The sequence below is a fragment of the Clostridium gasigenes genome, assembly GCF_017348895.1.
Lineage (GTDB): Bacteria > Bacillota > Clostridia > Clostridiales > Clostridiaceae > Clostridium > Clostridium gasigenes.
The window spans coordinates 2,515,419-2,533,108 of record NZ_CP071376.1 but is presented as its reverse complement, the minus strand read 5'-3'; the positions used below and the strand labels follow the sequence as shown (position 1 = coordinate 2,533,108).

The 17,690-nt window shown below is 28.2% G+C and carries 16 protein-coding genes; 6 read left to right on the top strand and 10 right to left on the bottom strand.

Features of this window, described 5'->3' with window-relative positions:
• The first annotated feature begins 295 nt into the window (after positions 1-295).
• Positions 296-874: an accessory gene regulator ArgB-like protein gene (locus tag J1C67_RS11805; RefSeq protein WP_167866617.1), complete on the top strand. Its 579-nt coding sequence runs from the start codon at positions 296-298 to the stop codon at positions 872-874.
• On the top strand, positions 864-1,001 hold the full coding sequence (locus tag J1C67_RS11800; protein ID WP_167866489.1) for an AgrD family cyclic lactone autoinducer peptide: 138 nt from the start codon (positions 864-866) through the stop codon (positions 999-1,001). Before J1C67_RS11805 ends, J1C67_RS11800 begins: the two co-directional genes overlap by 11 nt.
• On the opposite strand, the gene J1C67_RS11795 is transcribed toward J1C67_RS11800, so the two are convergent.
• Together J1C67_RS11795 and J1C67_RS11790 are read right to left on the bottom strand one after the other, a co-directional pair.
• A complete protein-coding gene (locus tag J1C67_RS11795; protein WP_167866488.1) occupies positions 990-2,252 on the bottom strand; it encodes a sensor histidine kinase in 1,263 nt (420 codons plus the stop codon). The two genes, J1C67_RS11800 and J1C67_RS11795, sit on opposite strands and share 12 nt — an antisense overlap.
• A gap of 40 nt (positions 2,253-2,292) precedes the next feature.
• Positions 2,293-3,018 carry a LytR/AlgR family response regulator transcription factor gene (locus J1C67_RS11790; protein WP_167866487.1) on the bottom strand — a complete coding sequence of 242 codons (726 nt, stop codon included), beginning with the start codon at positions 3,016-3,018 and terminating at the stop codon, positions 2,293-2,295.
• A 414-nt stretch (positions 3,019-3,432) separates the two neighbouring features.
• Here J1C67_RS11790 and J1C67_RS11785 point away from each other — a divergent pair, with 414 nt between their 5' ends.
• Positions 3,433-3,750, top strand: coding sequence for a winged helix-turn-helix transcriptional regulator (locus J1C67_RS11785; protein ID WP_167866486.1), 318 nt, complete (start codon positions 3,433-3,435; stop codon positions 3,748-3,750).
• A gap of 128 nt (positions 3,751-3,878) precedes the next feature.
• Here the strand turns inward: J1C67_RS11785 and J1C67_RS11780 are convergent, their stop codons facing one another.
• The 5 genes from J1C67_RS11780 to J1C67_RS11760 form a co-directional block, all read right to left on the bottom strand.
• The gene (locus J1C67_RS11780; RefSeq protein ID WP_167866485.1) at positions 3,879-5,594 is read right to left on the bottom strand and encodes a methyl-accepting chemotaxis protein; all 1,716 of its coding nucleotides are present in this window, start codon (positions 5,592-5,594) and stop codon (positions 3,879-3,881) included.
• A gap of 242 nt (positions 5,595-5,836) precedes the next feature.
• Entirely contained in the window at positions 5,837-7,597 is a 1,761-nt protein-coding gene (locus J1C67_RS11775) for a S8 family peptidase (protein ID WP_167866484.1), read from the bottom strand.
• Complete coding sequence (locus J1C67_RS11770; RefSeq protein WP_167866483.1) at positions 7,590-9,413, bottom strand: S8 family peptidase; 1,824 nt, start codon at positions 9,411-9,413, stop codon at positions 7,590-7,592. Before J1C67_RS11770 ends, J1C67_RS11775 begins: the two co-directional genes overlap by 8 nt.
• A 63-nt stretch (positions 9,414-9,476) precedes the next feature.
• Positions 9,477-11,237: a S8 family peptidase gene (locus tag J1C67_RS11765; RefSeq protein WP_167866482.1), complete on the bottom strand. Its 1,761-nt coding sequence runs from the start codon at positions 11,235-11,237 to the stop codon at positions 9,477-9,479.
• Entirely contained in the window at positions 11,230-13,053 is a 1,824-nt protein-coding gene (locus J1C67_RS11760; RefSeq protein WP_167866481.1) for a S8 family peptidase, read from the bottom strand. The genes J1C67_RS11765 and J1C67_RS11760 overlap by 8 nt, the downstream gene beginning before the upstream one ends.
• A gap of 301 nt (positions 13,054-13,354) precedes the next feature.
• Here J1C67_RS11760 and J1C67_RS11755 point away from each other — a divergent pair, with 301 nt between their 5' ends.
• Both J1C67_RS11755 and J1C67_RS11750 read left to right on the top strand, forming a co-directional pair.
• On the top strand, positions 13,355-14,149 hold the full coding sequence (locus J1C67_RS11755; protein WP_167866480.1) for a SatD family protein: 795 nt from the start codon (positions 13,355-13,357) through the stop codon (positions 14,147-14,149).
• Positions 14,139-15,068, top strand: a complete 930-nt coding sequence (locus J1C67_RS11750; protein ID WP_089964862.1) for a DUF3307 domain-containing protein — start codon at positions 14,139-14,141, stop codon at positions 15,066-15,068. The genes J1C67_RS11755 and J1C67_RS11750 overlap by 11 nt, the downstream gene beginning before the upstream one ends.
• A gap of 53 nt (positions 15,069-15,121) precedes the next feature.
• Here J1C67_RS11750 and J1C67_RS11745 read toward each other — a convergent pair whose 3' ends face one another.
• Positions 15,122-15,523 (bottom strand): SatD family protein, encoded by a 402-nt coding sequence (locus J1C67_RS11745; RefSeq protein ID WP_089964860.1) that lies wholly within the window; start codon positions 15,521-15,523, stop codon positions 15,122-15,124.
• Positions 15,524-15,762: 239 nt separating this feature from the next.
• On the opposite strand from J1C67_RS11745, the gene J1C67_RS11740 reads away from it, so the two are divergent.
• Positions 15,763-15,999 carry a hypothetical protein gene (locus J1C67_RS11740; RefSeq protein WP_089964859.1) on the top strand — a complete coding sequence of 79 codons (237 nt, stop codon included), beginning with the start codon at positions 15,763-15,765 and terminating at the stop codon, positions 15,997-15,999.
• 131 nt (positions 16,000-16,130) lie between these two features.
• On the opposite strand, the gene J1C67_RS11735 is transcribed toward J1C67_RS11740, so the two are convergent.
• Together J1C67_RS11735 and J1C67_RS11730 are read right to left on the bottom strand one after the other, a co-directional pair.
• Positions 16,131-16,463: a hypothetical protein gene (locus tag J1C67_RS11735; protein WP_089964858.1), complete on the bottom strand. Its 333-nt coding sequence runs from the start codon at positions 16,461-16,463 to the stop codon at positions 16,131-16,133.
• 240 nt (positions 16,464-16,703) lie between these two features.
• Entirely contained in the window at positions 16,704-17,651 is a 948-nt protein-coding gene (locus J1C67_RS11730; RefSeq protein WP_089964857.1) for a ribonuclease Z, read from the bottom strand.
• Positions 17,652-17,690 lie beyond the last annotated feature (39 nt).

The window sequence follows — 17,690 nt, the reverse complement described above, 5'->3', positions numbered from 1 at the left end:
TTATTTGCTGTACTCATAATATATAACAAGTGAAATTTATGAACAAGTACGCACTTTTTAGTAACTAGTCCAAGGACACCGAGATATGTGTAAAACCCCAGTTACCATCTAATCAAATCTCTTTAAATCATATATGTGATATAATATTCCGTTTATGACTGTTTTTTTGCTTTTTAGGCCATAATTGTTTACATATTTTATCTTTTATGCTATTTTTATAAATGTTATTCTTATAAGGAGGTAGTACTAAAAAGCGTAAATCCACACTTTTCCATTACTACCCAAGGTGATTAAAATGATATGTATCTTATCTAGTAAAATGACACTATATATAAAAGAAAATAGCAATATTAAAACCGATGACGACTTAGAAAAAATAGACTATGCATTACAGGCAGTTATAGGTGAAACATTCAAAACAGCAGTTCTAATTAGTTTATTTTTAATACTAGGAAAAACAAATTATCTTTTATTTTCAATGATGATTTTATTCACACTTAGAACTTTTGTTGGTGGATATCATTGCAACACTACACTAAAATGTTTGTTATATTCAACAATACTATTTTTAATAACGTCATTAATAGGTCCAATGCTCCCTGTATTTAATATTATGTTTTATTATACAATCGCAGCATTGAGCACACTTATAGTTGCAATTTATGCACCATTTTTCAACAAAAAAAGGCCAATTAAAAATAAAAAAAGAAGACGGATTATAAAATTAATCTCCATCTTCGTAACTATATTTTGGCTTAGTATTCTATTACTCTATATAGATTCATCAACTTATTTAAACTGTGGATTTCTAACAATTATATTAGAGGTAAGTCAATTCTTACTAACTAGAAAGGAGACTAATTATGAAAAATAAGATTAAATCAAAATCAATAATAAATATACTAGGTACAGGCTTAATAGCTGTGGCTGGAATCATAAGTTATTCATCTTGCTTTGCTTTTCTTGGGGAACCTACGCCACCTAAAAGTTTACTTAAATAATATTTTAAAAACAGTATAATTATCCTCAAAAAATAGCTGAACATTACCGCCGTTTTTTTCAGCTATTTTTTTTATATTGTAAAGTCCATAGCCTCTATTTTTCCCTTTTTTAGTAGAAAATCCTCTTTCAAATATGGTTTTTATATTATCTAGATTTATTGTTATTCCACTATTTCTAATTTCTATAATATTAGTACTTCCTTCTGTACATATATTTAATATAACCACCTTATCATTCGTACTATCTATAACCGCTTCAAAAGCATTATCCAAAAGATTATTTAGTATATCAGAAATTTCATAATCTTTTAAGCTATTTTCTAATGAATCATTTTTGACATTAACTAATAATTTTATATTTAATCTATCAGCTTCACATAATTTATTGTATATTATAGCTTTAATCACAATATTATCGATATACATTATGTCTTCTATACTCTTATTTAAATATTTTGAGGATGTAATATACTTCTTTAATTCATTCTTAAGTTCTTTTTCACTTGCTATTTCTACTATTGCATTTATGGTATTTAAATGATTTTTAAAATCATGCTGTTTCCGTCTTGTCTCTTCTACTATATCAATTAATATAGGATTGTACTTATTTTGCAACTCTGCAACCTTTTTATCTTCACTTATTTTAACTATGTAATAATATAAAAATATATTTAATGATAACAGCATTAATATAATTAAAATATATGCTATCAAATTATTCAATATTATGTTTTCATTATATTCCCATATAAACTTTGAAAACAATATATATAAACCTAAATTAATTACAAAATAATATAATATCTTAGACTCTAACTCAAAGAAAATCCTTACTTTTTCGCTAAAAATGTATTTTAATATAACAATAACAAAAGATAATTCAAATAAAAGAAGAGAACTCTTCCATATGAAATTATCTGAATATGTAAGTCCAATTAAATTTACAAAAGCCATAATAATTGCTTGTAACACTATATTTATAAAGAAAAATATAATAAATTCCAATATGGTTCTTATAAACAATCTCTTATAAATAAATTTAGCTGAAAATATTACACTTAAATAGCTAATAATTATATTTAAATATGTATTTGTGTTAGTTGTTACAACCATTATGCTTGAGCCTATTAAAATTATAAATAAGTTTTTAAACCAATTATTTTCATATTTAAAAGAAAACCTTGACCATAATATCATAAGAATAGTCAACTCAATAGAATTAACTACAAATTTTTGTATTATCTCTAACATTTTATAATCTCCTTTTCATAACAAATTTAATTTGATATAATTACTGAAATTGTTCCATTATTATATTTTTAAATTTGTAACCTAAAAGAGCATTTTTATCATAATTTTCAAAGTAAATTTCACTTAATTTACTATCTACACTCTCTATTTTTTTTATATGCTTAATATTCGTAGCAAATGATTTATGGCACTGAATTATATTGCTACAATTTATAAGTTTAAGAATCTTCTCCAGTGCTAACCTATTAACTTTATAAACACCATTTATTGTATGTATCATACAATTTCGAAGATTCACTTCTATAAAAATTATTTCATCAACGTATATTTTCACATTAATACCTTTACTAATTTCAAGTACAATATGTCTCTTATCTTCTGGAGTATCCTTTATGTTATTACCATGTAACATAAAGCGTTTTGTCATATCTACTACCTCAGTAGCGTCATATGGCTTTATGATATAGTCATAACAATGAACTTGTTTAAATGCTTGAGTTATATATTCAACATGAGTTGTTAAGAAGATAATAAAACTAAATTCATATTCAGGTATTCTTCTAAGCTCCATTGCAAAATCTAATCCTGAAGAATTTTTCAGATATATATCTATATAAAATATATCTATATTATTCTTACTTGTAATTTCTAAAGCTTCATCTTTATCTTCAGCTTCATATATATTTATATCTTCACCTATTTGCTGTATCATCTTCTTTAAACTTTTCCTTTGTGTTTTATCATCTTCTACTATTAGCACCTTCATCTGTATTGCCCCCTATTTACTAATTATCGAAGTTTAAATCATCATCTTCGATGCTGTAACTTCACAAGGAGATTTAGACTTTCATCATGGTTTCTATTTGTTATATTTTTTGTATTTATAAATAAATCCCCAACCTATTTGTAAATATTTGCAGTTTAATTTGTTTTATTATAACTTTATTCGACTTAATTTTACTCTGTATTTTCTAAAATTTCAAGTTTTTATAATATCTAGTCTTCTTTCTTATATGGCGTTCTATGGGGACACTATAGATATATAATCATTTTTCTAAAATAATTGAACTTTTTATTAATTATATATTTTTTTCGTTACAAACATTACTATTACCTTTATTAATAAACTGTATTACAATGTATATATGTATTAAATTAAGATTATTAGAGGTGACAACTATTGATTGAAAGAGATGGAAAAAACTATGTTTGCAAATTAGATTGGGCTTTTGAAATTATTAGAGGTAAATGGAAAGCTGTTATTCTTTGCCATCTTTTAGAAGGTACTAAAAGATTTTTAGAACTCCAAAGAATAACTTGTGGAGTTAGTCATAAAGTTCTTAATGAAAAACTTAAAGAATTAGAGGAGTCTCAATTAATATATAAAAAAGTATATGATGAAAATCCTCCTAAAGTTGAATATTTTTTAACTCCAAAAGGAGAAGAATATGCTATTGTACTAAAAGAAATAGAAGCCCTTGGGGAAAAACATTTTTAATATTTTATTATAACATAAGCCACTGATACTTTTAATATCAGTGGCTTGTCTCTAAAAACTACAAATTGTTAATTATATAATATAAGTGCTTGTCTATTTTTGTGCCTTACTTGTTATTTTTTAAACACCTAAATCTTAAATTGAGATATTTCTTCATTTAATTTCTCTACACTTTCTGTAGATTTTTTTACATCCTCAATAATTCCATTAGATCTTTCAGTTACATCAGATACCTTTTCTGCAATATTGTTTGTCCCTTCAGCCCCTTCAGTTGAAGCTTGCGCTACCTGTTCTATAATCTTTATCACATCTTGAAGTGAAGCTAAAAGTTCTTCAGAAGTTGAGCTAAAATCTAATACAAGATTTTTTACAAACTCTGCATCATTGCTGTATTCATCTGCTACATTTAATATTGTATTATAATCATTTTGTACATCTTCTTCCACAAAATTTAATAATTCATTAGAACTAAATGATAAATCAGATACTGATTCAGTTACTTTTTTAGTTATATTTTGTATTTCAATTACGGTATTCTTTGAATCTTCTGCAAGTTTTCTTATTTCATCTGCAACAACTGCAAATCCACGCCCAGCTTCCCCAGCTCTTGCTGCCTCAATAGCTGCATTTAACGCTAAAAGATTAGTTTGTGCTGATATTTGCATTATAGCTTCAGACAATACATTAATTTGTGACACTACTTTAGAATTTTCCATGGCTATCTCTAATTTATCTTTAGTTTTTATAAATATTTCAAGTGCTCTATCTTTTGATTTTGTAACATTATCTTTAGTATCTATTGCTCTTTTATTTATTTCTTGAGCTTGTATAGATCCGCCTTGTGCTTTTTTTGCTATAGATTGAACTGCTATTTCTATTTCATCGGCTGTTGCATTCATCTCTTCTGTAGATGCTGCTGTTTCTTCCATTCCTGCTGATAATTCCTCTGTAGTTGCAGATACTTCTTCTATATTTTCATTTAAAATTTTTACATTTCCAGAAACATTAAGTACTACAGCTTTAATAATATTAGCTTCTTCACTTACATTTCTAATTAAAAGCTTTAATGAACTTTGCATAATGTCCACAGCCTTTGCTATATCTCCCATTTCATCTTTTCTTTTCTTAGTCTCTTCTGGAACATCTCTTGTAAAATCACCAGTAGCTATAAGTTTTAAATGATTTACAGCTAAAGATAATGGATTTGCAATACTTTTTGAAATTATAAATGTTAATACTATACCAACGCCTAATGCAAATAAAAATATTGCCGCAAGTACATTTATTGAAACCTTAAAATCTTTATTGTTTTGTTCATTTAAATCACTAGCTAATTTCACGTTATGTTCTGCTATTTCCTTTAAACTTGTTTGGAATGCTTCTTCATATTCAACAGATTTTAATTCTTCATTCAAAGCTTCCTGTTTCTTTCCCTCCATTGCAAGTTTAGTAGTTACTGATCTTGATTTTCTCAAATTTTCCAGGTTGCTTTCCATAATAGAAATTCTTTCTTTTTCATATTGATCAATATCGCTTTGTTTGTAACTTTCCCAATTTGTATTAAATTTTGCTTCTCTAACTTCTATGTCTTTAAATTTCTCATTTTGTTTATCTTTATTTTCTGAATGTACTAGTATGTAATAGGTATCCGCTTCAATAGCCCTAGATTGGTTTCTGTTATCATTTAAGTATTGTACGCTTAATAGTCGTTCATTGTACATTATTGTTATATCTTTATTCGCCTTTGAAAGATAAGCGTATCCCACACCACTAATTATGGTAATAAGTAATAACATTGTGATTGAGAAAAACATAATTTTTGATTTTACTTTTAAATTATTCATTTCGAACTCCTTTATTTATATATTTCATCTTAATATTAATATACTCTATCATTACATATTTTTCAAATTTTATAGTTTTTAGGAGGCTAAAGTAAAATAACAAGTCAAAATTCTGTTGATATTTTAGAATAGACTAATAAACATAACCTATACATATTGAGTCTATGCATAGGTTATAGTTATTAAGTCTAGTTCAAAATAGATCAGAATCTAACTTGTTATTTTTTTACCTACATATTCCTCTAAGGCATATTCTTAAAAATTCCAAAGACATTTAAAATTCCATACCCCCATTGAGGATTTGGGTATATATCACCTCTTCTTTTTGTTGTTCCTCTTATAACATAAGTAATAAGACTTTGAGAGTACATATTTGGATAATTTCCATCAGTCATTCCCCATTGAAATATTAAAGCGCATACCCCACCTGTTACTGCTGCTGATACACTAGTTCCATTTACAATATCAATTTTATTACCTGGTCCAACTGTTTTTGCATTTACTGCTCCTGCTGCTACATATATTGAATTATTTAAATCGTTTTTAAATGCCATTCCCGAATAATTTATTGTGTTATTATTATTTTGATTATAGCCCGCAGCCGTCATTACACTTGGCGAATCTCCAGGAATTGTAAAAGTCCCAAAAGGGTCTGATTGTATAAATCTAGTATCTCCAACCGATATTCCTTTAACTGGTATCCAAGCATTAAATACCCCACTCGTAACTGCATTTGCCGTTAACCTTAATTTCCATGAACCCGGTTGCAAATTGCTAAAATATATTAATATTAATTCATCTCCAGTTATTTGTTCGGGGATTAAATAACTTACCTGTATAGATACCTTTTCAAAAATAAAGCTAAACTTTTCTGTACTGTTTATTAGTACAGGTATTATTCCAGTGTCTTCGCCTGATGGTGAAATAATATTCAAAGTCATAATATTAGGTAAATCTGCCCATATTTCTACTATTAAAGCCTTTTGTTCATTAGATACATTAAGATCAATAGTTTCCGTTTCTCCAACATTTTGTATAGCCCCCGAAGCATGGCCACCTTCTGCCCCTTCATTACCCGAACCTGTAACTACTATAATTCCCATACTATTTGATACCTTTTGAATAATCTCATTAATTAATCCATTTCCTCTATGATTCCCCGAATTGGTACCTAAAGGTAAATATATAACCATTGGCTTTAAAGATTTAATTGAATAATTATATAACCGAATAATTGCTGCAACTATTGTAGTTATATTAAATATAGGTATTTCTATATTAAAATCGCTTTTGTAGGTGATCGCTTCTGCAAGTTTAATAATACACAATTCACAATCGGGTGCTACCCCTTTAAGTTCTGGATTTACACCAGTTGCAGCAATTATGCCTGCCATATTTGTTCCATGACCTATTTTATCTACACTTGGAACAATAGTGTATGGATCCTTACCTTCTCTAAATAACTGTATTGCATTATTTATTTTTTCGCTATCATATTCAGTACCATATGGAACCTCTAGTGGTAAATTATTTTCATTTGCTATAGTTTGATCCCAAATGAAATTTATTCGAGTTTCACCACTTAAAGTCATGAATTCATTACTTAGATAATCTATTCCTGTATCAATTATTCCTACTACAACTTTTTTTCCAGTTACATTTAATGGAGTATCTGTTTGTACAACTCTGACTTCAGCAGCATCAATAGGTGAAATATCTTGAAGTTTATAAAATTCAGGATATTTAATATATAGAATATTTGACATCAAAGTTTCCCCTTGTTCATTTTTATACTTACTTAATATTGAATAATCGAATATATCACGTTGCAAGTCAATTCTTATTGATAATATTGCATAGTTATTGTCCAGAGGAGTTACAAAAACCCCATCAACACTATTTGAGTAACCTGTTGGATCACCTATATATTTAATAAGATAATCTCTGTATTCAGGATTGTTAAAAATATATTCTGGAGTACTACGATATTTTTCATTATTCATTTATTTTATACCCCTCTTCTTTATCACTTGGAATTTTTACATATAGATTTCCTACATAATACTCAATAAACTCTGAATTTCTATAACTTCTATAAATACCACCCATAACATTAAATGTCTTTAATATATCTAAAACTCCATATCCTGAATATCTATTTGGATACTCATCCATCATAGTTCTATCCGCACCATATATAAGATAACTCAATATTTTTGCAGAATACATTGTTGTATCATTTTTATCAACTATTCCCCATTGAAGTATTAAAGAACAACATCCTGCTACTATAGCTGTAGCAACCGAACTTCCAGATGTTTTTGTAACAGCTCCACCATTAGATGTAGTCAAAACATCAATACCGGCTGTCATTATATCTGGATTAATTAAACCATTTGAATTAAATCCCTTACCTGATGATGATACTAAGGATCTTTTTTCACTATTATAATATGCTACATTTATAACTTTTTTTGCAGTACCTGGTACTGTTAATGTTATAAATGGATCTGAAGCAAGAAACCTTGTACCCTCTGGCAATGTTGCTCTAGGAGGTAGCCACATGTCATATCTTCCCCTTACTACATATTCTCCTTTTAATTCCAGCCTCCATATTCCCGGCTTCATATCTTTAAATGTTAATATAATAACCTCATCACCAGTATATTCTTCTGGAACATTATAATTAATATTCACAGAACTATTTGTTAATACAAATTTTATAGTTCCAATTCTTTTAATTTTCGCATCAATAAATCCAGACATTTCTCCATAAGGTGTTCTTATATTAATTGACATTATATCTGGTTTCCTAATCCATACATCAAAAGATAATTCTTTAAGCACTCTAGGAATCGATAATTCAACTAATGCTACATCATCTACTGCCTTAATATTCCCCGATGCATGGCCCTCTGCATCGCCTTCATTCCCAACTCCAGTTACTATAGCTAATCCTCTCTCTGCTGCAATAACATTTAGATATGTAGACATAATATTATTTCCCGAATGACTTCCTGCTGTGGTTCCTACCCCTATATATATAACCATAGGTTTTTTAGCATGTTCTGCATAACTTCTTAAATACTCAATTCCAGCTAAAACCTCTACATTATTATATACTGGTACATCTAATATTCCATTTTCTTTAAGCACCCTCTTATAATTAAGTGATTCAAACAGCTTAACAATTACAAAATCAGAATCAGATGCTACCCCTCTAATATCTTCATTATATCCTCTTCCGCCTATAATTCCAGCCATCTTTGTCCCATGATCAACTTCATCTCTTGTAGGCACTATTGCATAAGGATCTTCACCTCTTTTAGATCCATTAATAGCTTCATTAATTTTGTCGTTATCATAAGTATCACCAATATATACATTCTTATTACTATAATTTACAGGTGCTGATTGATCCCATATATTAAGTATTCTTGATTTTCCATCTTCTCTTATAAATTCATTATTAAGATAATCTATTCCTGAATCAACCATCCCTATAAGAACGCCCCTACCATTAAGACCCAAATAAGGGTTTAGTTTAATTTCATTTATATTATCCACATAATTTACACTAACATCTTGCAGAACATATATACTTCTATTTTCTACAAATACAATAGACGGCACATCTTTCCTTAATATATCTAAATATTCATAAGGTACTGATATCACTGCAAGGGTATTAGTTATAATATCCCCACAAGCATAAGTAACCTTATCTATTTCTTCCTTAAATGGACCTCTATACTCCACTAAAAAGTCTGGTGAATTTTCATCTAAGTAATTAGGGCATACTATTTTATACTGTTCCATATTTTACTCCCTTTAATATTGCTCCAATTTAGTTTTATAATATTTAATTTATAACCTCTTCATCTAAGGCATATTTCGAAAAATTTCAAATGCATTTAAAATTCCAAACCCCCATTGATGATTTGGATATATATCTCCTCTTCTTTTTACTGTTCCTCTTATCATATAAGTAATAAGACTTTGAGCATACATACTCGGATAATTTCCATCAGTCATTCCCCATTGAAATATTAAAGCGCATACCCCACTTGCTACCGCTGCTGATACACTAGTTCCATTTACAATTTCTATTTTATTACCTGGTGCAATTGTTTTTGCATTTACTGCTCCGGCTGCTACATATATTGAATTATTTAAATCATTTTTAAATGCCATTCCCGAATAATTTATTGTATTATTGTTATTTTGATTATAGGCAGCAACAGTCATTCCACTTGGTGAATCTCCAGGAGTGGTCAAAGTACCAAAAGGGTCTGCTTGTATAAATCTAGTATCTCCAACTGATATTCCCTGAACTGGTATCCATGCATTAAACGCCCCATCTGTAACCGCATTTGCCGTTAACCTTAATTTCCATGAACCTGATTGCAAATTGCTAAAGTATATTAATATTAATTCATCTCCAGTTATTTGTTCGGGGATTAAATACCTTACCTGTATAGATACCTTTTCAAAAATAAAGCTAAACTTTTCTCTACTGTTTATTAGTACAGGTATTATTCCAGTGTCTTCGCCTGATGGTGAAATAATATTTAAAGTCATAATATTAGGTAACTCTGCCCATATTTCTACTATTAAAGACTTTTGTTCATCAGATACATTAAGATCAATGGTCTCTGTTCCCCCTACATCTGGGATAAATCCCGAAGCATGGCCACCTTCTGCCCCTTCGTTACCTGAACCTGTAACTACTATAATCCCCATACTATTTGATACCTTTTGAATAATTTCATTAATCAATCCATTGCCTCTATGATTTCCAGAATTAGTGCCTAAAGGTAAATATATAACCATTGGCTTTAAAGATTTAATTGAATAATTATATAACCTAATAATTGCTGCAACTATTGTAGTTATATTAAATATAGGTATTTGTATATTAAAATCGCTTTGGTAGGTAATAGCTTCTGCAAGTTTAATAATACACAATTCACAATCTGGTGCTACCCCTTTAAGTTCTGGATTTACACCAGTTGCAGCAATTATGCCTGCCATATTTGTTCCATGACCTATTTTATCTACACTTGGAACAATAGTGTATGGATCCTTGCCTTCTCTAAATAACTGTATTGCATTATTTATTTTTTCGCTATCATATTCAGTACCATATGGAACCTCTAGCGGTAAATTATTTTCATTTGCTATAGTTTGATCCCAAATGAAATTTATTCGAGTTTCACCACTTAAAGTCATGAATTCATTACTTAGATAATCTATTCCTGTATCAATTATTCCTACTACAACTTTTTTTCCAGTTACATTTAATGGAGTATCTGTTTGTACAACTCTGACTTCAGCAGCATCAATAGGTGAAATATCTTGAAGTTTATAAAATTCAGGATATTTAATATATAGAATATTTGACATCAAAGTTTCCCCTTGTTCATTTTTATACTTACTTACTATTGAATAATCGAATATATCACTTTGCAAATCAATTCTTATTGATAATATTGCATAGTTATTGTCTAGGGGCGTTACAAAAACCCCGGCAACACTATTTGAATAACCTGCTGGATTACCTGTATATTTAATAATATAATCTCTATATTCAGGATTGTTAAAAATATATTCTGGAGTATTACGATATTTTTCATTATTCATCTATTCTATACCTCTCTTCTTTATCACTTGGAATTTTCACATATAGATTTCCTACATAATACTCAATAAACTCTGAACTTCTATAACGTGTATAAATACCACCCATAACATTAAATGTTTTTAATATGTCTAAAGCTCCATACCCGGAATATCTATTAGGATACTTATCCGGCCTAGTTCTATCTGCACCATATACAAGATAGCTCCTTATTTTTGCAGAATATATTGTTGTATCATTTTTATCAACTATTCCCCATTGAAGTATTAAAGCGCAACATCCTGCTACAATAGCTGCTCCAACCGAACTTCCAGATGTTTTTGTAACAACTCCTGTATTAGATGTAGTCAAAACATCAATACCTGCTGTAATTATATCTGGATTAATTAACCCATTTGAATTAAATCCCTTACCTGATGATGCTACTAATGATTCTGTTTCACTGTTATAATAGGCTACAGTTACAACTTTTTTTGCAGTACTTGGTACTGTTAATGTTATAAATGGATCTGAAGCAAGAAACCTTGTACCTTCTGGTAATGTTGCTTTAGGAGGTAGCCACATGTCATATCTTCCCTTTACTATATATTTACCTTTCAACTCTAGCCTCCATATTCCTGGCTTCATATCTTTAAAGGTTAATCCAATAACTTCATCACCAGTGTACTCTTCAGGAACATTATAACTAATATTCACAGAACTATTTGTTAACACAAATTTTATAGTTCCAACTCTTTTAATTTTCGCATCGATAAACCCAGACATTTCTCCATAAGGAGTACTTATATTAATTGACATTATATCTGGTTTCCTAATCCATACATCAAAAGATAATTCTTTAAGTACTCTAGGAATTGATAATTCAATTAATGCCACATCATCTACATCCTTAATGGTCCCCGATGCATGCCCCTCTGCAGCACCTTCATTCCCAACTCCAGCTACTATTGCAAGCCCTCTCTCTGCTGCAATAACATTTATATATGTAGATATAATATTGTCTCCTGAGCGACTTCCACTTGTGGTGCCTACTCCTAGATATATAACCATAGGTTTCTTAGTTTCTTCTGCATAACGCCTTAAATACTCAATTCCAGCTAAAACCTCTACATTATTATATGCTGGTACATTTAATATTCCATTTTCTCTAAGCATCCTCTTATAATTAAGTGATTCATCCAATTTAACAATTACAAAGTCACAATCAGATGCTACCCCTCCAACACCTTCAGTATATCCTCTTCCCCCTATAATCCCTGCCATCCTTGTACCATGATCAAATTCATCTCTTGTAGGCACTATCGCATAAGGATCTTCACCTCTTTTGGATGCATTAATAGCTTCATTAATTTTTTCATTATCATAAGTATCTCCAGTATATACTTTAGTATTACTATAATTTATAGGCGCTGATTGATCCCATATATTAAGTATTCTTGATGTTCCATCTTCTCTTATAAATTCATTATTCAGATAATCTATTCCCGAATCAACCATGCCTACAAGAACGCCTCTACCATTAAGCCCTAAATAAGGATTTAGTTTAATTTCATTTATTTTATCCACATAATTTACAATAACATCTTGCAGAACATACATACTTCTACTTTCTATAAATATAATAGACGGCACATCCCTCCTTAATATATCTAAATATTCATAAGGTACTGATATCACTCCAAGGGTATCAGTTATAATATCTCCACAAGCATAATCAACCTTATCTATTTCTTCCTTAAATGGACCTCTATACTCTACTAAAAAGTCTGGTGAATTTTCATCTAAATAATTAGGGCATACTATTTTACCTTGTCTCATTTTTTAATTCCCTTAATATTGCTTTCATTTAATTTTATGTCATATTTTCTAAAAAATACTATTAAATTTATTTGTATTCAATATTATTCAGTGCTTTTTATCAAATACTGAATAGCACTTTTAATTTAGGTAATAATTAAAAAGGCGGTATTATTATTATATTTCCATTTTAAACCTATCTTCTTTCTTATATTTATATAATATTTGTGTTAAAATATAAGAAATAATTAACAATTAATGTTTAATCTATCTAAAAATAAATACTATTTAAATGATTTCTAATATCCATGGAGGGAAAACAGTGAATATTTATAGCGTAATAAATATAGATTTAGTAAAATCTAGAAAAATAGAAAACAGAATAGAAATACAATGTAAGATTAAAGAGTATTTCTTAAAATTAAATAATAAATATGATAATCTTTTAGTCTCTCCAATCACATTTATCTTAGGTGATGAATGGCAAATTGTTATACGAGATGTTAAAGAAAGTTATAATATTTTTACTGAAATTAAATTATTTTTACATTTAAGTAAATTAGATTGTTATTGTGGAATTGGTATTGGAACTATAAGTACTAATGAATCAAACGACACTAGAGAAATGGATGGGGATGCTTTTATTTATGCTAGAGAAGCAATAAATATAGCTAAAAAAAGCAATAGATTTTATAACGAAGTAATCCATACAAAGGATTGCAAGTTAGTTTTAAAAGGAAATCATATTGATATGACTAGAAACCACAATAATCAATTACTAGTTAATGAATCTGATACCCTTCTTGAATGTGCTGTTACCAGTACAGAAGATGATAATATATCTTTAGGACTTATAGATATTATTAATAATATTATGCAAAATAATGAAATGATAGAAAATAAATTTACTGATAAACAAATAGATATAATTTCTTTATATGAAGAATTAGGTTCATATAGTAACATAGAAAAAGAATATCCTAACTACACAAAATCTGGTATTTCAAACAAATTAAGTGCATCAAATTATTTCTTAACTATTTACAATAAAAAAGTTATATCAAAGTTACTAGATATATATGCATATACACTAGGGGGAGAGTATTGTGGATATTAGTTTATTTTTTATAGTTATATTAAGTCATATACTATTCGACTTTGTTTTTCAAAATGAATTCATATTAAAAATGAGGTTTCCAAAATCAAAATCATATATAGATAATAAACTTAAAGAAAAAACTTCCTTAAGGATAAAAGAAAGGCTATATAAAAGTTTATATAGCCTTAGTATAAAAAAAAGATCAATAGTAGGTAACGTTATACATTCCACAATCCATTTAATTGGAATTTACATAGTTTCAGCTATGATAAACTTAATAAATGGACAAGCAGTGTATGTTCCCCTATTCCAAGTTCTATTAATATCAATATCTCATTTTATAGTTGATGAACTAAAATCTTTATTATATCTAAAAGACATTAAGTTAATTGAAAACATATGGGTATTTTGGCTAGATCAATTATTACATTTAATTTTTATATTACTCATTCTTTCAATTTGTAACAATATTAATCTTATTAATATGCTAAGAGAAAAGATTTTAATATATCCAAATGGGTTTTCATTAAATGAAAAGCTCTTAATTGTATTTATAAATATATCCATTGCTACTTGGGGAGTTGGAATATTTATAAAAATATTAATGCATCATCTAAGTTCAAATAATAATAAAACAGATTTTAAAATACGAAATTGGTCACAAAATAATAAAGTTATTAATAAGGATACTTTAGAAGAGGATGCGGGAGCCCCAAATGGTGGTTTCATAATTGGTTTGCTAGAGAGAACTTTTATTTTAGTTAGTATTGTTATAAATTACCCAATGATGATAGGTTTTATATTAACCATAAAGTCAGTAGCTCGTTTTAAAAAATTATCTAATGATAGCTTTGCAGAGTATTTTATAATAGGAACATTTCTAAGTTTTATACCTGCCCTATTATTGGGTATAATTATTAGAAGCTTATTTTTTTAATTATTTAGGCATTTTTTAAAATAACAAGTAAAGGTACCATATATATTGGCTTGTTATTTATTTGGGTATTCCTTAGATAATACTACTAGTGAATAGTTATTTTCTTTAGCATAATTTATTGCATCCCTAGCAAGATGAAAAGATGGACCATCTAATTGATTAACTGTTAACTCAAAATTGTGTATTGTTATATCACCAATTCCAACGCCAGTATAAAATTCAACATCAGGAGATAGTGAAACCTTAAAGAAATCTATAATTTTATTATAATCGCTATCTTCTTTCAACAATCCTTGCCATTCATCTCCAATAATTATTAAAAAAGGCGATTCTATTATTTCTTTAAAATCTTCATTACATTTTTTTAATGTTTGTATTAATATTTTTTGAACTTCATTTCTATTAACTAATTCTCTAGATTTTTTTATATCAAATACTATTGTTATATAATTCATAAACTCCTCCAACTTAGAAATATTATAGTCACTTAAAGATAATTTGTACTAAATTCAGAAAAATATAAGTTTGTTTTTAAACAGTAACTCTTCCATAGTTATTGTTTAAACAATAACTACATCGTAATTATTCTTTGAAAATCAACTTTGTTATAGTTATTTATTTAGAACTAACTATAAAATAATTTTATTTATTATAATATATGGAAATTATTGTTTAGGTGTTCCTTAAGGCTAGTATGTACAACTTTACTTATTATTTATTGATTCCTTATATAAATTTTCTTATTGAAAGTCAAGTTGTTTTCATCTATTGTAAAACATTGGTTATTTTTTCTTCTTCTGGTAGTGCCGAAAAAATAGATGATACTACTGATGATTCTTTTGAGAATAGCGGTGGTTTTACCTCTGGCGGTGATTCTGGTTCCTGTGGGGGTGGAGGACTTCTGGTTCTTTTTAAAAATGCTCTGTTTTAATAGCAATAAGCATCTAAAATTACAGTTATTTCAAATAAAAAAAAACAGGCATAATTATAATGCTTGTTTTTTATTTGAAATTTATTAAGACATATATATTTTTTATATGGAGTAGTTATTTCACATTCTTATTAAAATAACTCCTGTTGATCCAAATTATTTTTAAATTCATTTATATCAATAATAAACTTATTATACACTTCTCTATTTTCCTTATAGAAATCAATTAAAGCATCTGTTGTTGGTATATCATAACCATGTGCAATATCATTTCTCAATTTTATAGAAGGCTTAAATTTTTCTATAAATTCTTTTGATAGAAAATTATTATCTACGCATATATCTAAGGATTGTCTAAAATATACCTTTCTCACATCTACGCTTACAGTTTTTAATACAATAGAAATATAATCTTCAACTAATGATTGGAAACTATTAAATAAACTTCTAAATGATAAATCCATAGACCTTCTAATTAGCTGTCATAAGCTTTTTCCAGAATGGAAATTCTGTCTTTATCCAATGAACTTCTTCTTTATCAAATTGTGATGAATACTCTTCCTTGAACATTTTCATCACTCCATATATGCTAATCTATTTTTTCAGATTCTTAAACTCTTATGTTATTATTATACCCAAATTAGGAAAACTAAACAATACATGTAGCATAGGTATCGAAACAAACTCATTTACAATTATTTCTTTTAGTCATCTATGAAATTTAATTCTTTAACTAATCTATCATATCCTATAGTAGAATTATTAAATTCTGACGTCGCATTATTTGCAAAGCTTTCTGGTTCTATCATTGCTGGGCTAAAATGTGTTAATAAAAGTTCTTTTACTTTACCTTCCCTTGCTAATGTAGCTGCTTCCCTAAATGTCATATGTTTATTTTTTATTGCCTTATCTATATCTCCATCATCGCCGTAAGTTCCTTCACAAATAAATAAATCACTATCTTTTATAAATTCCTTTATATCTTCTATTGGTCTTGTATCTGTTACATAACTAAGTTTAATTCCTTTTCTGTTATCACCTAAAACCATATTAGTTGTATAAACTTTTCCATCTACTTCTAAGGTTTCTCCCTTTTGAAGCAAATTCCATAAATTCTTAGGCACATTATTTTCTTTTGCTTTTTCTATATTGAATTTTGCTTGCCTTTGTACCGAAAATTTATATGCTAAACAATTTGCAGAATGATCAACTTCCATAGTGTTTATTATAATATCTGAAATATTATTATCCTCTACAACAACCATATTATCCTTATTAACTTTAAGATTAACCTTTTTAGGATTTTCTATTATATTGACTTCATAAGGTAGATACTTAGCAATAACTCTTAACCCATTAACGATTTCTTCTATACCCTCTGGTCCAACTATTGTTAATGGTTCTGTTCTGCCACTATTCCCTATTGTAGCTAATAATCCTGGTAACCCTACAATATGATCTCCATGCCCATGAGTAATACATATAATATCAATAGATTTAAACCCCCAACCCAAAATTCTCATTGATACCTGAGTTCCTTCGCCACAATCTATTAGTATTTTTCGTCCTCTATAATTTATTAAAGATGCAGAAAGATACCTATTTGGCATTGGCATGCCACCACCGGTCCCTAGTAAAGCTATATCAAACATATATTATTTCACTCCTTTTTTAAGATCCTTTAATACTTT

Coding starts and splice junctions, on each gene's coding strand:
- J1C67_RS11805 (WP_167866617.1), top strand. CDS start 296: ATGATATGTATCTTATCTAGTAAAATGACACTATATATAAAAGAAAAT.
- J1C67_RS11800 (WP_167866489.1), top strand. CDS start 864: ATGAAAAATAAGATTAAATCAAAATCAATAATAAATATACTAGGTACA.
- J1C67_RS11795 (WP_167866488.1), bottom strand. CDS start 2,252: ATGTTAGAGATAATACAAAAATTTGTAGTTAATTCTATTGAGTTGACT.
- J1C67_RS11790 (WP_167866487.1), bottom strand. CDS start 3,018: ATGAAGGTGCTAATAGTAGAAGATGATAAAACACAAAGGAAAAGTTTA.
- J1C67_RS11780 (WP_167866485.1), bottom strand. CDS start 5,594: ATGAATAATTTAAAAGTAAAATCAAAAATTATGTTTTTCTCAATCACA.
- J1C67_RS11775 (WP_167866484.1), bottom strand. CDS start 7,597: ATGAATAATGAAAAATATCGTAGTACTCCAGAATATATTTTTAACAAT.
- J1C67_RS11770 (WP_167866483.1), bottom strand. CDS start 9,413: ATGGAACAGTATAAAATAGTATGCCCTAATTACTTAGATGAAAATTCA.
- J1C67_RS11765 (WP_167866482.1), bottom strand. CDS start 11,237: ATGAATAATGAAAAATATCGTAATACTCCAGAATATATTTTTAACAAT.
- J1C67_RS11760 (WP_167866481.1), bottom strand. CDS start 13,053: ATGAGACAAGGTAAAATAGTATGCCCTAATTATTTAGATGAAAATTCA.
- J1C67_RS11745 (WP_089964860.1), bottom strand. CDS start 15,523: ATGAATTATATAACAATAGTATTTGATATAAAAAAATCTAGAGAATTA.
- J1C67_RS11740 (WP_089964859.1), top strand. CDS start 15,763: ATGTACAACTTTACTTATTATTTATTGATTCCTTATATAAATTTTCTT.
- J1C67_RS11735 (WP_089964858.1), bottom strand. CDS start 16,463: ATGGATTTATCATTTAGAAGTTTATTTAATAGTTTCCAATCATTAGTT.
- J1C67_RS11730 (WP_089964857.1), bottom strand. CDS start 17,651: ATGTTTGATATAGCTTTACTAGGGACCGGTGGTGGCATGCCAATGCCA.